The organism is Diaphorobacter sp. JS3051, assembly GCF_015832135.1.
Taxonomy (GTDB): Bacteria; Pseudomonadota; Gammaproteobacteria; order Burkholderiales; family Burkholderiaceae_C; genus Diaphorobacter; species Diaphorobacter nitroreducens.
The window spans coordinates 2,651,187-2,671,608 of record NZ_CP065406.1 but is presented as its reverse complement, the minus strand read 5'-3'; the positions used below and the strand labels follow the sequence as shown (position 1 = coordinate 2,671,608).

17 protein-coding genes and 2 pseudogenes are annotated in these 20,422 nt (G+C 69.3%); 14 read left to right on the top strand and 5 right to left on the bottom strand.

The window, feature by feature from the left end:
* Nucleotides 1-45 precede the first annotated feature (45 nt).
* The 4 genes and pseudogenes from I3K84_RS12825 to ubiM all read right to left on the bottom strand — a co-directional run bounded on the left by I3K84_RS12825 (nt 46) and on the right by ubiM (nt 5,777).
* Complete coding sequence (locus I3K84_RS12825) at nt 46-1,344, bottom strand: PAS domain S-box protein (RefSeq protein ID WP_196994680.1); 1,299 nt, start codon at nt 1,342-1,344, stop codon at nt 46-48.
* A 96-nt stretch (nt 1,345-1,440) separates the two neighbouring features.
* Nucleotides 1,441-3,348, bottom strand: coding sequence for a radical SAM protein (locus I3K84_RS12820; RefSeq protein ID WP_196994679.1), 1,908 nt, complete (start codon nt 3,346-3,348; stop codon nt 1,441-1,443).
* Between the two features lie 78 nt (nt 3,349-3,426).
* Nucleotides 3,427-4,435 (bottom strand): annotated as a pseudogene (locus I3K84_RS12815) (sensor domain-containing diguanylate cyclase).
* Between the two features lie 76 nt (nt 4,436-4,511).
* Nucleotides 4,512-5,777: a 5-demethoxyubiquinol-8 5-hydroxylase UbiM gene (gene ubiM / locus I3K84_RS12810; RefSeq protein ID WP_196994678.1), complete on the bottom strand. Its 1,266-nt coding sequence runs from the start codon at nt 5,775-5,777 to the stop codon at nt 4,512-4,514.
* A gap of 172 nt (nt 5,778-5,949) precedes the next feature.
* On the opposite strand from ubiM, the gene I3K84_RS12805 reads away from it, so the two are divergent.
* Nucleotides 5,950-6,189: a DUF6139 family protein gene (locus tag I3K84_RS12805; RefSeq protein WP_172205044.1), complete on the top strand. Its 240-nt coding sequence runs from the start codon at nt 5,950-5,952 to the stop codon at nt 6,187-6,189.
* Between the two features lie 113 nt (nt 6,190-6,302).
* Nucleotides 6,303-8,393, top strand: a complete 2,091-nt coding sequence (locus tag I3K84_RS12800) for an acetoacetate--CoA ligase (protein ID WP_196994677.1) — start codon at nt 6,303-6,305, stop codon at nt 8,391-8,393.
* A gap of 33 nt (nt 8,394-8,426) precedes the next feature.
* Here the strand turns inward: I3K84_RS12800 and I3K84_RS12795 are convergent, their stop codons facing one another.
* Nucleotides 8,427-9,356 carry a LysR family transcriptional regulator gene (locus I3K84_RS12795; RefSeq protein ID WP_011803525.1) on the bottom strand — a complete coding sequence of 310 codons (930 nt, stop codon included), beginning with the start codon at nt 9,354-9,356 and terminating at the stop codon, nt 8,427-8,429.
* A 130-nt stretch (nt 9,357-9,486) separates the two neighbouring features.
* Here I3K84_RS12795 and I3K84_RS12790 point away from each other — a divergent pair, with 130 nt between their 5' ends.
* From I3K84_RS12790 to minE, 12 genes and pseudogenes are all read left to right on the top strand, one after another.
* Nucleotides 9,487-10,473 (top strand): tripartite tricarboxylate transporter substrate binding protein, encoded by a 987-nt coding sequence (locus I3K84_RS12790; RefSeq protein ID WP_196994676.1) that lies wholly within the window; start codon nt 9,487-9,489, stop codon nt 10,471-10,473.
* Nucleotides 10,470-11,717: a CaiB/BaiF CoA-transferase family protein gene (locus I3K84_RS12785; RefSeq protein ID WP_196994675.1), complete on the top strand. Its 1,248-nt coding sequence runs from the start codon at nt 10,470-10,472 to the stop codon at nt 11,715-11,717. The genes I3K84_RS12790 and I3K84_RS12785 overlap by 4 nt, the downstream gene beginning before the upstream one ends.
* Nucleotides 11,714-12,910 carry a CaiB/BaiF CoA-transferase family protein gene (locus I3K84_RS12780; RefSeq protein ID WP_196994674.1) on the top strand — a complete coding sequence of 399 codons (1,197 nt, stop codon included), beginning with the start codon at nt 11,714-11,716 and terminating at the stop codon, nt 12,908-12,910. Before I3K84_RS12785 ends, I3K84_RS12780 begins: the two co-directional genes overlap by 4 nt.
* The gene (locus I3K84_RS12775; protein ID WP_196994673.1) at nt 12,907-13,374 is read left to right on the top strand and encodes a MaoC family dehydratase; all 468 of its coding nucleotides are present in this window, start codon (nt 12,907-12,909) and stop codon (nt 13,372-13,374) included. Before I3K84_RS12780 ends, I3K84_RS12775 begins: the two co-directional genes overlap by 4 nt.
* Before the next feature lie 67 nt (nt 13,375-13,441).
* Nucleotides 13,442-14,412, top strand: a pseudogene (locus I3K84_RS12770) (Bug family tripartite tricarboxylate transporter substrate binding protein).
* 22 nt (nt 14,413-14,434) lie between these two features.
* Nucleotides 14,435-15,592 carry an acyl-CoA dehydrogenase family protein gene (locus tag I3K84_RS12765; protein ID WP_196994672.1) on the top strand — a complete coding sequence of 386 codons (1,158 nt, stop codon included), beginning with the start codon at nt 14,435-14,437 and terminating at the stop codon, nt 15,590-15,592.
* Nucleotides 15,593-15,606: 14 nt separating this feature from the next.
* A complete protein-coding gene (locus tag I3K84_RS12760) occupies nt 15,607-16,638 on the top strand; it encodes an acyl-CoA dehydrogenase family protein (RefSeq protein WP_196994671.1) in 1,032 nt (343 codons plus the stop codon).
* Between the two features lie 109 nt (nt 16,639-16,747).
* Nucleotides 16,748-17,536, top strand: a complete 789-nt coding sequence (locus I3K84_RS12755) for a crotonase/enoyl-CoA hydratase family protein (protein ID WP_196994670.1) — start codon at nt 16,748-16,750, stop codon at nt 17,534-17,536.
* Between the two features lie 57 nt (nt 17,537-17,593).
* Entirely contained in the window at nt 17,594-18,217 is a 624-nt protein-coding gene (gene pssA, locus I3K84_RS12750) for a CDP-diacylglycerol--serine O-phosphatidyltransferase (protein WP_011803534.1), read from the top strand.
* A 231-nt stretch (nt 18,218-18,448) separates the two neighbouring features.
* Nucleotides 18,449-19,216, top strand: coding sequence for a septum site-determining protein MinC (gene minC, locus I3K84_RS12745; RefSeq protein WP_011803535.1), 768 nt, complete (start codon nt 18,449-18,451; stop codon nt 19,214-19,216).
* Between the two features lie 53 nt (nt 19,217-19,269).
* The gene (minD, locus tag I3K84_RS12740; protein WP_011803536.1) at nt 19,270-20,085 is read left to right on the top strand and encodes a septum site-determining protein MinD; all 816 of its coding nucleotides are present in this window, start codon (nt 19,270-19,272) and stop codon (nt 20,083-20,085) included.
* 5 nt (nt 20,086-20,090) lie between these two features.
* Nucleotides 20,091-20,357: a cell division topological specificity factor MinE gene (gene minE / locus I3K84_RS12735; RefSeq protein ID WP_011803537.1), complete on the top strand. Its 267-nt coding sequence runs from the start codon at nt 20,091-20,093 to the stop codon at nt 20,355-20,357.
* The last annotated feature ends 65 nt before the right edge of the window (nt 20,358-20,422 follow it).

The window sequence follows — 20,422 nt, the reverse complement described above, 5'->3', positions numbered from 1 at the left end:
GCGGGGCCGTTTTCTGCCGTCACGGGGCCCAGGTTTGCCAGGCCCTCAGCGCCCCGGCTTGCCGGTCTCGAGCGCGTGCAGCTCCTGCACCACGTCAACCACCTTGTGTGCGTCCTCGCGGATGCGCTCGATGGCGTCGCGCGCCTGGCGTGACAGCTGGGCACCCTGCTCCACCGCCGCCACGCCGCCCTGGATGTGGTCGATCATCGCCCGCATCTCCTGCAGCACGGCCTGGATGGTCTGGTGGATGTCGTTGGTGGCGGTGCGGCTGTCGCCGGCGAGTTTGCGCACCTCTTCGGCCACCACGGCAAAGCCGCGCCCGGCCACGCCGGCGCGCGCGGCCTCCACCGCCGCGTTGAGGGCCAGCAGGTTGGTCTGGTCGGCCACGCGGCGTATGCCCTGCACGCTGGCGGCGATGCTCTCGGTCTTGCGCCCGAGTTCGTGCACGCGGGCCGCGGTGTCCTCGAACAGCTGGGCGATCGACTGGATGCGCGCCGTGGCGTCGACGATGGTTTGCGTGCCTTCTTCGGAGAGCTGCTGCGTCTCCTGCGCCACGGCAAACGCCGTGTTCACGCCCTGCTCGCGCGCCTGCGCCTGCTGCACACGCGCGGTGATGTCGGTGGCGAACTTGACGATGTGGCTCACCACGCCGTCAGGGTCGAGCACCGGGTTGTACGTCGCCTCCAGCCACACCGTGCGCCCCCGCGCATCGACGCGCTCGATCTTGCCCTTGGAATACACGCCCGCGCGCAAATCGTCCCAAAAGCGTGGGTAGTCGCTGCTTTGCGCGAATGCGGGCGGGCACAAGATGCGGTGGTGCTGGCCCACCAGGTTCTGGCGGGTGTAGCCCATGGTGTGCAGAAAGTGGTCGTTGGCGCGCAGCACATGGCCTTGCAGGTCGAACTCGATCACTGCCATGGAGCGTTCGATGGCCTGCAGGATGGCATGGGCGCGCTGCGTCTGCTCCTGCGTGGCGGTCACGTCGTAAACCAGCCCCACGATGCGCTCCACCCGGCCGCGGGCATCGCGCACGGGGTAGAACATGCCCTGCACCCAGACCACGGTGCCGTTTTTGCAGCGGCGCTGCGCCGTGCCTTGCACGAATTCGCCGCCGCACAGGCGCCGCCAATTGGCCTGAAAGGCAGGGCTGGCAACGTATTCCGGTGGATAGAAAATCGTTGGGGGCTGGCCGATCAATTCCGCACGCTGGTAGCCCAGCAGGTCACAAAACCGCGCGTTCACTTCGCGCACCGCGCCTTGGACATCCACTTCGACCACGGCCGTCTGCTCTGCAATGGCCTGCCAGCGCCCTTGTGCCGAAAAACGTTGCTGCTGCCACCACATAGGACACCTCGTTGCTCAGAAATACCGGGCACGTAGTGTACGCGCGGTGAGCGCAACGCTTTGCGGGGAAAGCGCGAGAGGCTATTAAAACAATAGCTATCGCGCCGCCAGGGCGCGCGCGATGCGGCCTGGCCGCACCGTGGTCTTGGGCACGTGGAAGGGGAACCACATGCGCACGTCCTGCTCCAGCCCGATGCCGTGCATGTAGTTGTAGATGGCCTTCTTCAGCCCGGCGCCCAGCGCGTCGTGGTCCACGCCCGTGGGGTCGATGAACGCCACATCGTTCTTGGCAAAACCGCCCGGCGGCAGCGGGGCCAGGGTCACGCCGTATTCCTCGGGGCTCTGCCCCACGGGCGAATGCACGGTGCAGGCAAAGCGGTGGAAGAAGCCGCTCTGGATGCAGCCGTTCTCGAACAGCTGGCGCACGTACTCCAGCGCGTCCACCGTGTCCTGCTCGGTTTGCGTGGGAAAGCCGTACATCAGGTAGGCGTGCACCAGGATGCCGGCGTCGCTGAATGCGCGGGTCACGCGCGCCACCTGGTCCACGCTGACACCCTTCTTCATCAGGCCCAGCAGCCGATCGGAGGCGACCTCCAGCCCGCCCGAGATGGCGATGCAGCCCGCGTCGGCCAGCAGCTCGGCCAGCTCGGGCGTGAAGGTCTTTTCAAAGCGCACGTTGCCCCACCAGGAGATGCCGGTGCCGCGCGCGATCAGCTCCTGCGCGAGCGCCTTGAGGGCCTTGGGCGGCGCGGCTTCATCGACGAAGTGAAAACCGGTCTGCCCGGTCTCGGCCACGATGGCCTCGATGCGGTCGGCCAGCACCTGGGCGCTGGCGCCCTCGTAGCGGCCGATGTAGTCCAGGTTCACGTCGCAGAAGCTGCACTTCTTCCAGTAGCAGCCATGCGCCACGGTGAGCTTGTTCCAGCGCCCGTCGCTCCACAGGCGGTGCATGGGGTTGAGCATGTCCAGCAGCGACAGATAGCGCTGAAGCGGCAGGCCGTCCCAGGTGGGCGTGCCGATCTCGGCAAAGGCGACGTCGGGCTCCGCCAGGTGGACGTACTGCACGGCACCATCGTCATTGCGCACAAAGGTGCGCACCAGCCGCTGGCGCCCGCGCTGGCCTTGCAGGTGCTCCAGCAGCGCGAGCAGCGGGCGCTCGCCGGCGTCCAGCGTCACGTAGTCGAAAAAATCGAACACCCGTGGGTCGGCCAGCTCGCGCAGCTCGGTGTTGACGAAGCCGCCGCCCAGCACGGTGACGATGTGCGGGTGCTGTGCCTTGAGGGCCTGGGCAATGCGAAACGCGCCGTACACCGAGCCCGGGAAGGGCACCGAGAGCAGCACCACGCCGGGTTGGTGGCGCGCGACGGCCTCATGGGTGAGCTGCTGCAGCACCTCGTCCACGAAGGTCGGCGCCTGCGCCAGCGCGTCGGCCAGCGGGTCGAACGTGGGCTGGCTGCCGGCGAGCTGTTCGGCGTATCGCACAAACTCGAAACGCGCGTCCACGGCGCCCTGCAGCACGTCCGCCAGGTCGTTGAGGTACAGCGTGGCCAGATGCTTGGCCTTGTCGGTCAGGCCCAGGGCGCCGAAGGCCCAGCCCAGCGGGTCGCCGCTGCCGTCGTCCTCGTACACGTCCAGCGCCGCGAAGCGCGGCCCCTCCGGCAGGTAGTGGCGGCCCACGATGCGGTGGGCGAGGGTGCTGTCGCGCCCCTGCAAAAAGGCCATGGCTGGGCCGACGGTGGCCAGGTACCGCTCCTGCTGTGCAAGAAAGAACTGCACCGCCGGGCTCTGCGCGTTTGCGGGCAGGGCCCGCGCCCTTTCGGCGACCTGCCCGAGACCGTCGCGCGAGAGCAGCCGCAACACCAGCGCGATCGCCAGGTCCTCCTGCCACGCCGGCACGCCGCGCGAGCGCAGGAAGCCCGTGAGGTAGGCGGTGGAGGGGTAGGGCGTGTTGAGCTGCGTCATCGGCGGGATGACGGACAGCACGCGGGGCAGGGCTGCGGGCATGGGCAAAGGGGTGGAGGGGGCTGGCAGAGCGGCGAATTATCCCGGCCCCCTGCCGCGCATGCCCGTGCGGGGACTTGTTCAGCGCACGGCGCGGCGCGCCTTCTTGGCGGCGTACATGGCGCGGTCGGCCTCGCGCAGCGCCTCGTCGGCCGTCATGCCGTTGGGGCGCACGGCGATCACACCCACGCTGGCGCCGGCGTAGTCGATGGGGGCGTCCGCCCCGCCAAAGCGCCCGCGCCTGGCCTGTGCCAGGCGCTGGCCGAACCCCTGGCGGGCCGCCTCCAGCGCCGGGCCGGGCGCGGGGCCTGGGCCTACGGCCACGAACTCATCGCCCCCGTAGCGTGCGACGAAGTCCTGCGCGCGCGCGGCGCCGCGCAGCCGATCGGCCATGTCGGCCAGGAAGAGGTCGCCCACCTCGTGGCCATAGGTGTCGTTGATCGCCTTGAAACCGTCCAGGTCCATGAAGGCGATCAGCACCGCCGTGCCCTGGCGCGCGCCTTGCGCCAGTTGCTGGTGCAGCATTTCGCGCAGCGCGCGGCGGTTGGGTAGGCCGGTGAGGGCATCGGTCGCCGCATAGGCCGCCAGCCGGGCATTGGCCTGCAGCAATTGCTGCAGCAGCTGCTCGCGCTCGACCTGCTGGCCAATGAGCCGCGCGAACAGCGTCAGCGCGTTGCGCGCCTGTGAAGTGAGCTCCTGGCGCTCGTCGCTGGCGGCGCAAAGCGTGCCGTAGAGCTGGCCGTCGGCCATGCGCACCGGTGTGCTGGCGTAGGTCTGGATGCCCAGCGCGGCGGCGGCCTGCGAATCGCCCCAGCATTGCCCCACGTCGGCGGTGAAGGGTCGGCCCTCGTCCAGCGCGCGTTTGCACAACGTGTCGTGCCAGGGCACGCAGTCCCTCCGGGATCTGCACCTGGCGCGTGTTGCGCGCGTACAGCACACGTTGCACACCCCGCTCCAGGTCCACCACCGTGAGGTAGGTGGATTCGAACCCGGTGATGTCTTCCAGCAGCTCCAGCAGTGGCCGGGTGAGCTCTTCGACGGTACGTGCGCGGGTGACGGTCTCGCTGAGATGGTCCAACAGGTTGTCCATGCGGCCATTATGGGTGGGTGTGCCGCAGGACGCAGGCCGGGACAGGCAGCGAGTGCCTGCCCCTCCGGTGTGCGCGCTAAGGTGCGGCGCTGGGCCAGGCGGGGCGCCGGCCTGTGAGCTGGCTCACGATGGCGCCCTTGAGGGGCGGCAGCCGGTTGGCGCCCGCCAGCACCACCTGGCGCAGCAGGCGGGGCAGCGGCCGGTCGTCGGTGTACAGGCGCACGATGGCATTCGTGCCCTGGTACAGCGGCCAGGCGTGGCGGTGATGGCCGCGCGCGTAACCCTCCAGCACGCTGGCGGCGCCGATGTCCGCGCCGCGCTCGCGTGCCTGGGTGAGTGCGCGCGTGAGGCTGTCCACACCCGCCAGCCCCAGGTTGAACCCGTGCGCCGTCACCGGGTGCATGCCGACGGCCGCGTCACCCAGCAGCGCGCAGCGCGCGGCGGCGAAGCGGTGCGCATACACGGCGACCAGCGGGTAGGCGTGGCGCTCGCCCACCAGCCGCATGGCGCCCAGGCGGTCCTTGAACTGGGCTTGTACGCGTGCGGCGAATGCCTCAGGGGGCAGTGCCAGCAGCTCCTGCGCATGCGCCGCGCCGGTGGTGACCACGGCCGAGCACATCGGCGCGCCATCGACCAGGTCGCCCGGCAGCGGCAGGATCGCCAGCGTCTGCTCGTAGCCGAAGCACTCGTGCGCGACCTCGTGGTGGGGCAGCTCATGGCGCAGGCGGCAGACGATGACCGTGCGGCCGAAGTCGTGCATGGCCGCGCCAATGCCCAACTGGCGCCGCGTGGCGGAAAAGCGGCTGTCGGCCGCCACCAGCAGCGGGGCCTGCAGACGCAGGGGCGCTGCGTCGAGGTGGCGGGTGTCGGTGTATTCCAGCTCGGCATGCGCGGGCGTGACGGCCACGCGCGTGACGCGCGCCTCGGTGACCAGTCGTACGCCGGGCGTGTGCGCGGCCACTTCGTAGGCCGTGCGGCGCAGCGCGTGGTTGGGCACGATCCAGCCCAGATGCTGGACGCCGCTGCCGCCTGCGTGCAGCTGCATGGCCCCGCGCTGGCCCACGGGGCCGTCGTGCACCTGCGCCTCGCGCAGCAGGCCGACCTCGTGCGCGGCCAGGCGCTGCCAGCTGCCGATGCGCTGCAGCGTCGCCACGCTGGGGTGGGTGAGTGCAATCTCGCGCCCGTCGGCCGGGGGCGCGGCCAGCGTGGAAGCGGGTTGCTGCTCCAGCACCGTCACCTGCATGCCAGCCTGGGCCAGCGAGGCCGCCAGCGACAGCCCGGCAGGCCCCGCACCCACGATGAGCACGTCGCTGCGCTGAGAGGAAACGTCTTGTGTTGTCATGATTCAGAAACAGGCCGCCGGCAGTGGCAACAGCGGGCAATTGTCGGCAGGGCGGAAAGGGGCGATCTTGCCTTGCGTCAAGCACGGCGGCCATGCGGCCGCTTCCTACGCCGGGCGGGCGATGGTCTCACTACAGTGGAGAACCCTGCAACCAGCAAGCAAAGGACCCGACATGCGCGTGGACATCTACCGCCGATCCGAAGCCGAGGGGCGTTATTCCCATCTGGCCGTGCCCGAGGGCAAGCCCATACCGCAGGAGGCCATCAATACCGATTGGAACTGCGAGCACCGCGCTGTGGAACGGGACGAAACCCAGGCGCACTGGAGCGACCTTGGTATTCCCGAGCCCGGACGGCAGTTGCGCGACAAGGGCTATGCCATCACCAGCGTGACGGAGCAGCCGCGGCGCTGAGGCCAGGTGCGGCCGGCCAGGTGCCGCCGGCCAGGTGCCGCCGGCAAGGTGCGGCCGGCAAGTTGTCACGTGCGTGGCGCGCACGGAGGCAGCGACCGCGCTAGGCTGTGCGCATGGAGACACACCACAACATCCCCCCAACATACCCGCCTTACGCGCCCCAGATACGCCGCTACCAGGATGGGCTGCAGGCGCAGCACGGCCTGCGCTTTGACGATTACGACGCGCTATGGCGCTGGTCCACCACCGATCTGGACGCCTTCTGGCAGAGCGTCTGGGACTATTTCGACCTGCAGTCACCCACGCCGCACCGCGCGGTACTCGCAAAGAACGTGATGCCCGGCGCGCAGTGGTTCCCCGGCGCGCAGGTGAACTACGCGCGCCAGGTGCTGCGCCATGTGGACGCCGCACAGGCCGCGGGCCAGCCGGCCCTCATCGGCCGCAACGAACGCGGCGAGCGCCGCGAGCTGTCCTGGCCCGCGCTGCGCCGGCAGGTGGCGGCGCTGGCGCTGCACATGAGGGCCCAAGGCGTACGGCCCGGCGATCGCGTGGCAGCCTACCTGCCCAACATCCCCGAGACTATCGTCGCCTTCCTGGCCTGCGCCAGCATCGGTGCGGTGTGGAGCCTGTGCGCGCCCGACATGGGCACGCACGCGGTGCTGGACCGCTTCCGCCAGATCGCACCGACGGTGCTGTTGGCCGTGGACGGCGTCACCTATGGGGGGCGCGACCACGACCGTTGCGACGTGCTGGCGGAGCTGCGCGCGCAACTGCCTACGCTGCGCCACGTGGTGCTGGTGAACAACCTGGATGCTTCAAAAACAGTAGCTGATACCGCTTGCTACGCAAGCGTCATCGCCCGAAATGATGCAGAGACTGTGGCCTTTGAACCGGCGTGGCTGCCGTTCGACCACCCGCTGTGGATCGTCTATTCCAGCGGCACCACCGGCCTGCCCAAGCCCATCGTGCACGGCCATGGCGGTATGTTGCTGGTGATGCTGCAGCTGGCGGTGCTGCACAACGACATCGGCTGCAGCTACGCGCCCAACTCCCTGGGCGAGCGCTACCACTGGTACAGCTCCACCGGCTGGATCATGTGGAACGCCCAGGTCGGCGGCCTGCTGGGCGGCACCACCTGCGTGCTCTACGACGGCAACCCCGGCGGCAACAAGGAGCGGCCCGACTGGGCGGTGCTGTGGCGCATGGCGGCCGAGGAGCGCGTGACCTTCTTCGGCGCTGGCGCCGCGTTCTACGGCCACTGCATGAAGGCCGGGATCACCCCTGCGGCCTGCGGCGATCTGTCGGCGATCCGCGTGCTGGGCTCCACGGGGTCGCCGCTGCCTGCCGAAGTGCAGCGGTGGGGATCGCAACTCCTGGCCAGCGCGGGCGTGCCGCAGGTCTGGTGGTGCAACATCTCCGGCGGCACCGACTTCGCGGGCGCCTTCATCGGCGGCAATCGCGAGCTGCCGCAAACGCCCGGGCGCATGCAGTGCCGCATGCTGGGCGCAGCCGTCGAGGCCTGGGACGAGCAGGGCCGCCCGGTACTGGACGCCGTGGGCGAGCTGGTGTGCACCCAGCCCATCCCGTCCATGCCCTTGTTCCTGTGGGGCGACGCCGATGGCGCGCGCTACCGCGCCAGCTACTTCGACATGTACCCGCCCGGCCATGGCCGCAGGCCCGGCGGCGGGGATCTGGGGCCCGAGGCCGGGGCCGTCTGGCGCCACGGCGACTGGATCGAGATCGGCTCCAGCGCCCGCCCCGGCTGCGTGATCTACGGCCGCAGCGACGCCACCATCAATCGCCACGGGTTGCGCATGGGCACGAGCGAGATCTACAGCGCCGTCGAGGCCCTGCCCGAGGTGCTCGACAGCCTGGTCGTGGACCTGGAATACCTGGGCCGCGCCAGCTACATGCCGCTGTTCGTGGTGCTGCGCAGCGGCCTGGTGCTGGACGACGGCCTGCGCGCGCGGATCAACGACGCCATCCGCGCCAGCCTGAGCCCGCGCTTCCTGCCCGACGAAATCGTGCAGGTGGCCGAGGTGCCGCGCACGCTGAGCGGCAAGAAGCAGGAGCTGCCCGTCAAGAAGCTGCTGCTGGGCCAGTCGATGGACAAGGTGGTCAACCCGGACGCCATGGCCAACCCCGGCTGCCTGGCGTGGTACGTGGACTTTGCGCGGCACCGTGCGACGGCGGTTGCTTCATAAAAGATAGCTGCTCGCGCTTGATGGACGGGCGGTTCAACCCGGTTTGTCCCAGTTCTCGCCTTCCACGCGCGGCACGCTGGCAAAGCGCAGCGCGTGCTCGGTGAAGCGCTCCACCACGCGGCTGGTGCCGCTGGCCAGGCGCGCCAGCGCAATGCCCACGTGAAAGCCCGGCGGGTTGTCGGTGAGCGCCAGGCATTTCACGCCGCGCGGCACCACCTGCCGCGCCACGCTGGCCACCAGGCCCACGCCCAGGCCCGAAGCCACCAGGCTCATGATGGTCTGCACCTGCATCGCCTCCTGCGCCACGCGCGGCGAAAAGCCAGAGAACTGGCAGCGCATCATGGCCAGGGCCGAGAGGCTGGGCACCTTGTGCTGCGGGTACATGATGAAGGGCTCGTGCGCGGCCTCGGCCAGCGCGATGGCGTCGCGCTGCGCCAGCGGGCTGCTCTCGGCCACGGCCAGCACGAAGTCGTCGCGGTCCAGCGGCAGCAGCTCGAAGCCGCTCGGGTCCAGCACCGGGTAGCGCAGCAGGCCGGCATCGAAGCGCCGCGACACCAGCCCCTCCAGGATCTCGGACGACGTGGCTTCGCTCAGCTCCAACTCGATCTGCGGATAGCGCTGGCGCAGCGAGGGGATGAGTTGCGGCAGCAGCGCATAGGTGGCCGAGCCGATGATGCCCAGGCGCAGCAGCCCGCCTTCGCCCTCGCGCGCGTCCTGCACCGCCTGGCGGCACTGCTGGGCGTGGAACAGCGCGCGGCGGGCGTCGCCCAGCATGGCTTCGCCGGCCGGGGTGAGCACCACGCCCGTGGTGGTGCGCTCGAACAGGGGGCTGCCGAGTTCCTCCTCCAGCTTGCGGATGGACACCGACAGGGGCGGTTGCGCCATGTGCAGGCGCTCGGCCGCGCGGTGGAAGTTGCCGGTTTCCGCCAATGCGACGAACTGGCTGAGTTGCCGGAGGTTCATGCGATATGCAAAAAGTATTGAAATCTAAATTCTTAATATTAGACAGCATGCAAGGTGCTGCCTAGAGTGCCAACTCCGACCCCTTTGCGGGGCACCGTAGCGGAGCAGAAACTCCAAGGAGACATTGCACATGGCATTCCACCGCAGAACCACCCTGCGCGCCCTGGCGGGCGCCAGCCTCGTGGCCCTGGGCACCACCCTCGCGCCCGCCGTGCAGGCGCAGGCCTTCCCGTCCAAGACCCTCAAGTTCGTCGTGCCCTTCGGGCCCGGCAGCGGCACCGACACCTCGGCGCGCTACTTTGCGCGCAAGCTGCAGGACCTCACGGGCCAGTCCGTGGTGGTGGAGAGCAAGCCCGGCGCCAACGGCTTTATCGCGGTCAAGCAGGTGCTCTCGGCCCCGGCCGACGGCTACACCGTCTTTATCGGCAGCAACTCCACGCTGGCGGTGAACGCGGCGCTGTTCAAGGAGCTGCCCTACGACCCGGTGAAGGACTTTGCGCCGCTGACCATGATGATGCGTTCGCCCGCCATGCTGGCCACGGCCCCGCAGGCGCCGTTTGCCGACCTCAAGGGGCTGGTCAGCTATGCCAAGGCCCACCCGGGCAAGGTGAACTTTGGCGCCGGCTCGGCCGGCTACCAGCTCATGGGCGAGCTGCTCAACGACAGCGCCGGCGTGCAGACCGTGCATGTGCCGTTCAAGGGCGCGGGCGAGACCATGACCGCCCTCGCGGCGGGCACCGTGGACTACGCCTTTGCCGAAGTCACGGCCGTGCAGGAGCTGGCCAAGGGCGGGCGCGTCAAGGTGCTGGCCGTGGCGGCGGACAAGCGTGTGGCGACCTCGCCCGACGTGCCCACCGCCAGCGAGGCCGGCCTGCCCGGCTTCGAGGCCTACACCTGGGTCGGCGCGATGGTCAGCAGCAAGACACCCCCGGCCGAGACCGCCAAGCTGGCCGAGCTGTTCACCACCATCTCCAAGATGGATGAGACCCGCGCCTTTTACGAGCGCCTGGGCGCCACGCCCATGACCGGCGGCCCCGCCCAGATGCACGAGTTCCAGAAGAACGAGATCGCACTGTGGAAGCGCATCGTCACCCAGGCCAAGGTGCCGCTGCAATGACCTCGCCGGCCGCCCTGCAACCCGGCGCGCTGCAGCACGTGAAGGTGCTGGACCTGTCGCGCGTGCTGGCCGGCCCCTGGGCCGCCCAGACGCTGGGTGACCTGGGCGCCGAGGTCATCAAGGTGGAGCGCCCCGGCAGCGGCGACGACACGCGCGCCTGGGGCCCGCCCTACGTGACCGACCCCGCCGGCCAGCCCACGGGCGAGTCGGCCTACTACATGTGCACCAACCGCAACAAGCAGTCGGTGACCATCGACTTCACCCGCCCCGAAGGGCAGGAGCTGGTGCGGCGCCTGGCGCAGCAATGCGACGTGCTGGTGGAGAACTTCAAGACCGGGGGCTTGGCGCAATACGGGCTGGACTATGCCGCCTTGAGCGCGCTCAACCCGCGCCTGGTGTACTGCTCCGTCACCGGCTTCGGGCAGAGCGGGCCGTATGCGCACCGCGCCGGCTACGACTTCCTGATCCAGGGCATGGGCGGGCTGATGAGCGTCACCGGCCGCCCCGACGGCGAGGACGGCGGCGGCCCGATGAAGGTGGGCGTGGCGCTCACCGACATCCTCACCGGCCTGTACGCCAGCACCGCCATCCTGGCCGCGCTGCAGGCGCGCGAGCACACCGGCCGCGGCCAGCACATCGACCTGGCGCTGCTGGACGTGGGCGTGGCGTGCCTGGCCAACCAGGGCATGAACTACCTGTACGGCGGCAAGGTGCCGCAGCGCATGGGCAACGCCCACCCCAACACCGTGCCGTATCAGGACTTCCCCACGCAGGACGGCCACATGATCCTGGCCGTGGGCAACGACGGCCAGTTCGAGCGCTTCTGCCATGTGGCCGGGCGCCCCGAGTGGGCGAGCGACTCGCGCTTTGCCACCAACGCCGCGCGCATCGCGCACCGCGATGCGCTGATTCCGCTGATCCGCGAAGTGACGGCGACGCGCACGACGCGCGACTGGATCGCGCTGCTGGAGCAGCACGCCGTGCCGTGCGGGCCCATCAACACCGTGCGCGAGGTCTTTGAAGACCCGCAGGTGCGCGCGCGTGGCTTGCAGATCCGCATGGAGCATCCGCGCGCCGGCGCCGTGCCGCTGGTGGCCAGTCCCATGCGCCTGTCGGACACGCCGGTCACCTATCGCCACACCCCGCCGCAGCTCGGCCAGCACACCGACACCGTGCTGCGCGAACACTTGGGCCTGGCGCCCGAGGCCATCGATGCGCTGCGCGCGCAGGGGGTGGTGGCATGAGCGGCTTCCAAGGACCGCTGGCCGGCGTGCGCGTGCTCGACCTCTCCAGCGTGGTGTTCGGCCCGCTGGCGAGCCAGGTGTTGGCCGACTACGGCGCCGAGGTCATCAAGATCGAGCCGCCCGCGGGCGACTCCACGCGCTACACCGGTCCCGCCGTGGAGCCCGGCATGGCGGCCGTGTTCATGGGCTGCAACCGCAGCAAGAAAAGCGTGGTGCTGGACCTGAAGCAGCCTGCCGCGCAGCAGGCCCTGCACGCGCTGCTGGCCACGGCCGACGTGTTCATGCACAGCATGCGCCCGCAAAAGCTCGGCAAGCTGGGGCTGGCGCCCGAGCAGCTGCGCGCGCGCTACCCGCGCCTGGTGTTCGCCGGGCTGCACGGCTTTGCCGAGGACGGCCCCTACGCCGGCCTGCCGGCCTACGACGACGTGATCCAGGGCATGAGCGGCCTGGCCGATCTCATGCAGCGCCAGACGGGCGAATCGCGCTACCTGCCCACCATCGCCGCGGACAAGACCTGCGCGCTGGTGGCGGCACACGCCATCCTGGCGGCGCTGTTCGCGCGCGAGCGCACGGGACAGGGTAGCTTTGTGGAAATTCCCATGTTCGAGACCATGGTGGGCTTCAACCTGGTCGAGCATTTCTACGGCATGCACTTCACGCCGAAGCTCAGCGGCGCAGGCTACCCGCGCGTGATGGCGCCCTGGCGCAAGCCCTACAGGACGCTGGATGGGCATGTCTGCATGATGCCTTACACCGACGCGCACTGGCGCCGCTTTTTCAGCGCCGTGGGGCAGCCGCAGCTGGCCGACGATCCGCGCTTTGCCAACCAGGCCAGCCGCACGCGCCACATCGCCGAGCTGCTGGAGATCCTGAGCGAGCATGTGGCCCGGCACGACACGCAGCACTGGCTGCGCACCTGCGCGCAGCTGGAGATTCCCGCCGCGCCCGTGGCGCGCATGGACGAGCTGCCGCAGGACCCGCACCTGGTGGCCACGGGGTTCTTTGCCACCGTGCACGACCCGGCCATGGGCGAGGTGCGCTTTCCGCGCTCGTCCGTGCGCTTCGACGGTGCGCAGGTGCCCATCGGCATGCCGCCGCGCCTGGGCCAGCACACCGAGGAGCTGCTGCGCGCCGCCGGCCTGGACGACGCCCAGCTTGCTGCCCTGCAACCTTCCGAACCGAGCACCGCATGAACCAAGACATTCCCCGCATGGGCCAGGGCCTGTACTGGCAAGACCTCAAGGTGGGCCTGCGCTGGCGCACCTTCCGCCGCACCATCACCGAGGCCGACCTGGTGAACTTCATCAGCACCACCGGCATGCTGGAGGCCATCTTCATCGAGGAAGGCTACGAGGGCGGCGCCATCCAGGGCCGCCCGGTGCCGGGCGCGCTGACCTACACCTTCATCGAAGGCTTCATCCTGCAAAGCATGATCCAGGGAACGGGCCTGGCCATGCTGGAGCTGCACCAGAAGATCCTCGCGCCCGTCGTCGTGGGCGACAGCATTGGCGCCGTGGTCGAAGTGACCGACATCCGGCCCACCTCCAAGAACAACCGCGCCGTGGTCACCTCGCTCATCACGGTGACCAACCAGCGCGGCGAGCCGGTGATGGAGTACACGGCCACGCGCCTGCTCGCCGGCCGTGAAGCTACATAAAACATAGCTGCTTGCGCTTGCTGCGCAAGGGCTAGAGCCGATTTTCACCACAAAGAAGGAGACACCCATGACTGCTCGCATCACCCGCCGCCTGGCCGTACTGGCCGGCGCAGCCCTTCTGGCCGGCGCGCCGCGCACGCCGCCTGGCCGGACAAGCCCATCACGCTCGTCGTGCCGTTCCCGCCCGGCGGGCCCACCGACATGGTGGCGCGCGTGCTGGCGCAGGCCGTGGGCGAGCAGCTCGGTCAGTCGGTTGTGGTGGACAACAAGCCCGGCGCCAATGGCAACATCGGCAACGCCTTCGTCGCCAAGGCCGCGCCCGACGGCTACACGGTGCTCTACAACACCTCGTCCCTCGCGCTCAGCCCCGCGCTCTACAAGAAGATGAGCTACGACCCGCGCAAGGACCTCGCGCCTGTCGCGCTCACCGCCGTGGTGCCCCTGGGCCTGGTGGTCAACCCGCAGCTGCCTGTGAAGACTGTGGCCGAGCTCGTGGACTATGCCAAGAAGAACCCCGGCAAGCTGTCGTACGGCTCGGCGGGCAACGGCAACGTCACGCACCTCACGGCCTTCCAGGTCACGCAGCACTACGGCATCGAGGCCACGCATGTGCCCTACAAGGGCAGCGCTCCGGCCGACGTCGACCTGGTGGCCGGGCAGATCCATTTCATGACGGACACGATCAACTCCATCGCCCCCTTCATCAAGGACGGCAAGCTGCGCCTGCTGGCCGTCTCCACGGCCAAGCGCTTGCCCAACTTCCCTGAAGCGCCCACGCTGGCCGAAAGCGGCATGAACGGCTTCGAGGCCGGCGCGTGGCAGGGCGTGATGGTGCCGGCCGGCACGCCCGCGCCCATCATCGAGCGCTTGAACCAGGCCTTTCTGCAGGCGCTCAAGAACCCCACGGTGCTGGAAAAGCTGCGCATCCAGGGCACCGAGCCGCTGGGATCCACGCCGGCCGAGTACGGCGCATATATCGAAAAGGAGCTGGCGCGCTGGGCGTCAGTGGTCAAGAGCACCGGCGTATCGCTGGATTAAGCAAGGAAAAAGGGCATAGGCCATGTCGGTTCTGGATTCACTCGCGCTCACGCGCATTCCGCCGGAAGATGAGGCGCTGCGCGCCGAAGTGCGCGCCTTCCTCGCAGAGGCGGTGCGCGACCTGCCCGCGCATGTGCGGGCACGTTCGTGGGGCGGCTACAGCACACAGCTGAGCCGCCGGCTGGGCGAGCGCGGTTGGATCGGCATCACGCTGCCGCGCGAATACGGCGGCGGCGGGCGCAGCGCGTTCGCGCGCTACGTGCTGGTCGAGGAATACCTGAACTGCGGCGCCCCCGTGGGCTCGCACTGGATTGCCGACCGCCAGAGCGCGCCGCTGATCCTGAAGTACGGCACCGAGGCGCAAAAGCAGTTCTACATCCCCAAGGTGTGCCGCGGCGAGGCCTTCTTTTGCATCGGCATGAGCGAGCCGGGCTCGGGCTCGGACCTGGCCAGCGTGAGGACGCGCGCCACGCCCAATGACCAGGGCTTTGTGCTCAACGGCCAGAAGATCTGGACCACCAACGCCCATCACTGCCAGTACATGATCGCGCTGGTACGCACCTCGGGCACGGCGGAAGACCGCCACAAGGGCCTGTCGCAGGTGATCGTCGACCTGTCGCTGCCCGGCGTGACCGTGCGCCCCATCGAAGACCTCTCGGGTGACAGCCACTTCTGCGAGGTGTTCTTCGACAACGTGCAGTTGGGCCCGGATGCCCTCATCGGCGCCGAGGGCCAGGGCTGGGAGCAGGTCACGGCCGAACTCGCCTTCGAGCGCAGCGGCCCCGAGCGCCTGTTCTCCTCCATCGTGCTGTTCGACCAGTGGCTCGACTACGTGCGCACGCCCCAGGGCCGCAGCGAATCGGCGGTGCGCCTGGCGGGCAAGGTCCTCACGCAGCTGGCACCGCTGCGCGCCATGTCGGTGGCCGTGCAGGAAAAGCTGGTGCAGGGCGCCAGCCCCGTCGTGGAGGCCGCCCTGGTCAAGGAGCTGGGCACCACGCTGGAGCAGATGATTCCCGCCGCCATCGCCGACGACCTGTTTGCGCGCGAGGCGGAAGACGTGCCTGTGGAGCTGCTGATGACGCTCAAGTACGTGACCGAGGCCTCGCCCTCGTTCTCTTTGCGCGGCGGCACGCGCGACATCCTGCGCGGGATGATCGCCCGGGGCCTGGGCCTGCGCTGAAACGGAGCCACGACATGAGCCAAGACAACGATCTGTTTGCCGACGCGGCCCGCCAGGTGCTGGCCGACCAGTGCACCCCCCCGGTGGTGCGCGCCATTGAATCCGGCGGGCGCGCCGCGCCCGCGACGCAGCTGCTGTGGGCGCAGCTGGAGGCCACGGGCCTCGCCGATGCGCTGCTGCCCGAGGACGACGGCGGCGCCGGGCTGGGGCTGACCCAGGTGTTCGGCGTGCTGGAGCAATGCGGCGCGCATGCGCTGCCGCTGCCGCTGGGCGAGACCATGGTGGCGCGCGCGCTGCTGGCCCAGGCTGGCGTAGCGCGCCCCGCCGGCAGCATCACGCTGGCGCGTGGCGAGCGGCTGCCCGATGGCGGCCTGCGCTCTGCCCTCGTGCGCGGCGGCCAGGTGGCCGATCATGTGCTGGTGCAGGCCGGCAGCGCCTGGCACCTGCTGGCCACGGCCGATGCGCAGGCTGCGCCCCAGGCGCTGGCGCTGGATGCCGCCCTGGCCTGGACTGCTGCCCAGGTGGAGGCCGCGCCCGGGGTGCCGGTGGATGCCGCGCAGGACGCCCGCACCCTGCAGGCCGCCGTGGTGGCCCCGCAGATGGCCGGCGCGTTGGGCGACGTGTTCCGGCGCACCCTGCAGTACGCCAACGAGCGCCAGCAGTTCGGCCGCCCCATCGGCAAGTTCCAGGCCATCCAGCACCAGCTGGCGGTGATGAGCGAGCACGTGTTCGCCGCGCGCATGGCTGCGCAGCTGGGCTGCAACGGCGCCGGTGTGCTGCCCGACCGGCTGCGTGTGGCCACTGCCAAGGCGCGCTGCAGCGAGGCCGCATTGGCCGTGGCCGAGTTCGCCCACGCCATCCACGGCGCCATCGGCTTCACCGCGGAATACGACCTGCAGCTGTTCACCCGCCGCCTGCACGCCTGGCGCCAGACGGCCGGCAGCGAGTCTTACTGGCACGGCGTGGCCGGCGAGGCGCTGCTGGCGCACGGCGGGCTGACGCTGGACCTCGTGCGCCGCATCACCGACGTGGAAATGACGCTTTGAAAATCATAGCTGTTTGCGCATGCCAACCAAGGCGTTCAATGTGTTTTCATATTGAAATCAAGCGGTGATGTGCGCTGGCAGCTCCTACTTTCGACTACGGAGAGACACCATGGCCTTCCTGACCATTGAACGCGACGGCGGCATCCTGACCGCCACCATGAACCAGCCCGAGACGCGCAATGCGCTCACCGGCAACACGGCCGTGCAGGAGTTCGTGCAGCTGTGCGACACCGTGCGCAAGGACGCCAGCGTGAAGGTGCTGATCCTCACCGGCGCAGGCCCCATCTTCAGCTCGGGCGGCAACGTCAAGGACATGCAGCGCTTCTTTGACGATGCGCTCACGCCCGACCTGATCCGCGAGGAATACCGCCAGGGCATCCAGCAGATCCCCAACGCGCTGTACCAGCTCGACGTGCCGGTGATCTGCGCCGTCAACGGTCCGGCCATCGGCGCGGGGCTGGACCTGACCTGCATGTGCGACATCCGCATCGCGGCCGATAACGCCACCTTCGCCGAGAGCTTCGTGCGCGTGGGCATCGTGCCCGGCGACGGCGGTGCCTGGCTGCTGCCGCGGGCCGTGGGCATGGCCAAGGCGTCCGAGATGGCTTTCACCGGCGAGGCCATCAGCGCCCAGGAGGCCCTGGCCTGCGGCCTGGTGAGCCGCGTGGTGCCGGCCGACCAGCTCCTGCCCACCGCGCGCGCGCTGGCCGAGAAGATCGCCGCCAACCCCGGTGCCGTGATGCGCATGACCAAGCGGCTGCTGCGCGAGGGCGAGCACGCCTCGCTGGCCTCGCTGCTGGAGATCTCCGCCGGCTACCAGGCCATCGCCCACAAGACGGCCGACCACCGCGAGGCGGTCACCGCCTTCATCGAGAAGCGCGCCCCGCGTTTCCAGTAGACCGAATCAGCCATCGGCGGACAAGGAAAGGCCCGGCGGCCGTTCGATAATGCCGCCATGGCTTCTCCCCACAAACGCTTTTCGATGATCCGCGAGTTCCACCTCGCGGACTGGTTCACGCTGGGCAACGCGGTGTGCGGCGTCGGGGCGCTGTTCTCGTCCATGACCTATCTGGAAACGTCGGACGTGCGCCATGTGTACTTCGCCTGTGCGCTGGTGCTGGCGGCGCTGGTGTTTGACGTGCTGGACGGGCGCATCGCGCGCTGGCGGCAGAAAAGCTCGGCCATGGGGCGCGAGCTGGATTCGCTGGCCGACGTGATCTCCTTTGGCGTGGCGCCCGCCATCATCGCCTACGCCTGCGGGATGCAGGGGCTGTACGACCGCGTGGTGCTGGCCTTTTTCGTGGCCTGCGGCGTGTCGCGCCTGGCGCGCTTCAACATCACGGCCGAAACGCTGGCCGAGGGCCCGTCGGGCAAGGTCAAGTACTTCGAGGGCACGCCGATCCCCACCTCCATCGTGCTCGTGGGCCTGATGGCCGTGGCCGCCAGCGTGGGCGCGGTGCGCGGCCAGCTGTGGCTGGGGTCGGTGACGATCGGCGGCTTCACGCTGCACCCGCTGGTGCTGCTGTTCGCGCTGTCGGGCTCGCTGATGATCAGCCGCATCCGCATTCCGAAGTTCTGAGCATCCCCCCGCGGCGCTGGCGCGCCTTTCCCCTTCTCTCGCCGCGCTGCGCGGCGGGAAGGGGGGCGCAGCCGGTGGACTGGCGAAGCCAGATCCGCGGCGGCCCAGGCCTGGGGTGCGCCTGGGTTCGCCGCACGTCCTGATACGGTGGCAGCGGCGCAGCGCAGGTACACTTTGCGGCTTCGAGGCGGCGCCCGTGCGCGGCGTCTTTTTTCCCATCCGAACCGCTTCATGGCCGTTGATACGGCGGGCCAGGCCCGCACCCACCTAGACCTCAAGAGTGCCCAGCTGCCCGTGGTGGCCATGGTGCTCAAGACCACCGACGTGGCCAGCATCGCCGCCGAGCTGGCCGCCCGCAGGGCCGACGACCCCGAATTTTTCGACAACGACCCGGTGCTGATCGACCTCTCGGCCGTGCAGGACGAGCCGCAGCCCATCGACTTCGCCGCGCTGGTCAAGACGCTGCGCAGCCACCGCACGCAGCCCGTGGCCGTGCGCGGCGGCAGCAGCGCGCAGAGGCAGGACGCGCACGACGCGGGCCTGATTGCCGCCCCCGACGCGCCGCCCCCCCGCATGCAGGCGCCGCGTGAGAACACTCCCCGCGAGGTGGTCCACGAGGTCATCCGCGAGGTGGAGGTCGTGCGCGAGGTCCCCGTGCCCGCGCCGGCGCCGGGGACCGTGGTGGTGGACAAGCCGCTGCGCTCGGGCCAGCAGGTGTATGCCCGCGGCTCGGACCTGGTGGTGATGGCCGTGGTCAGCTTTGGCGCCGAGGTGATCGCCGACGGCAACATCCACGTGTACGCACCGCTGCGCGGGCGGGCCATCGCCGGCGCGCGCGGCGACACCAGCGCCCGGATTTTCAGCACCTGCATGGAGCCGCAACTGGTCTCCGTGGCAGGCATCTACCGCACCACCGAGACCGAGCTGCCCGACAACGTGCGCGGCAAGCCGGCCCAGGTGCGGCTGGACGGTGAGAAGCTGCTCATCGAGCCGCTGTGACCGTCCCCCCCTTTTCTTACTCCACAGACCGCAACGCAAGGACCTCTCAGAACATGGCCAAAATCGTCGTCGTGACCTCCGGCAAGGGGGGCGTGGGCAAGACCACCACCAGTGCCGCCTTCGCATCGGGCCTGGCGCTCGCCGGCCACAAGACCGCCGTCATCGACTTTGACGTCGGCCTGCGCAACCTGGACCTCATCATGGGCTGCGAGCGCCGCGTGGTGTATGACCTGATCAACGTGATCCAGGGCGAGGCCAACCTGAACCAGGCCCTCATCAAGGACAAGCAGTGCGAGAACCTGTTCGTGCTGGCCGCCAGCCAGACGCGCGACAAGGACGCGCTCACGCAGGACGGCGTGGGCAAGGTGCTCAAGGACCTCGCCGACATGGGCTTTGACTACATCGTCTGCGACTCGCCCGCCGGCATCGAAAGCGGTGCGCTGATGGCCATGCACTTCGCCGACGAGGCGCTGCTGGTCACCAACCCCGAAGTCTCCAGCGTGCGCGACTCCGACCGCATCCTGGGCATGCTCAGCAGCAAGACCAAGCGCGCCATCGAAGGCGGCGAGCCCGTCAAGGAACACCTGCTGATCACGCGCTACAACCCCCACCGAGTGGAAGACGGCCAGATGCTGAGCCTGGAGGACATCCAGGACATCCTGCGCATCAAGCTCATCGGCGTGATCCCCGAGTCCGAGAGCGTGCTGCAGGCCTCCAACCAGGGCCTGCCCGCCATCCACCTGTCGGGCACCGATGTGTCCGAGGCCTACAAGGACGTGGTTGCGCGCTTCCTGGGCGAGGACAAGCCCCTGCGTTTCATCGAGGCGGCCAAGCCCGGCTTCTTCAAGCGCATCTTCGGCGGGAGGTAAGCGAGATGTCCCTGCTGTCCTTCCTGCTCGGCGAGAAGAAAAAGACGGCCTCGGTGGCCAAGGAGCGCCTGCAGATCATCCTGGCGCATGAGCGCAGCGGCCGCAGCGCCGGCCAGCCCGACTATCTGCCCGCGCTGCAGCGCGAGCTGGTGGCGGTGATCTCCAAGTACGTGAAGATCAACGCCGACGACCTGAAGGTCCACTTCGAGCGCCAGGACGACCTGGAAGTGCTGGAAGTGAAGATCGAACTGCCCGAGGCGACAGCCAAGTAACGGGCAGATATCCGGCCCGCTCCGCCCAGCCCCGAAGCGGCCGGGCGTGCCCGCGCTCCGGCGCA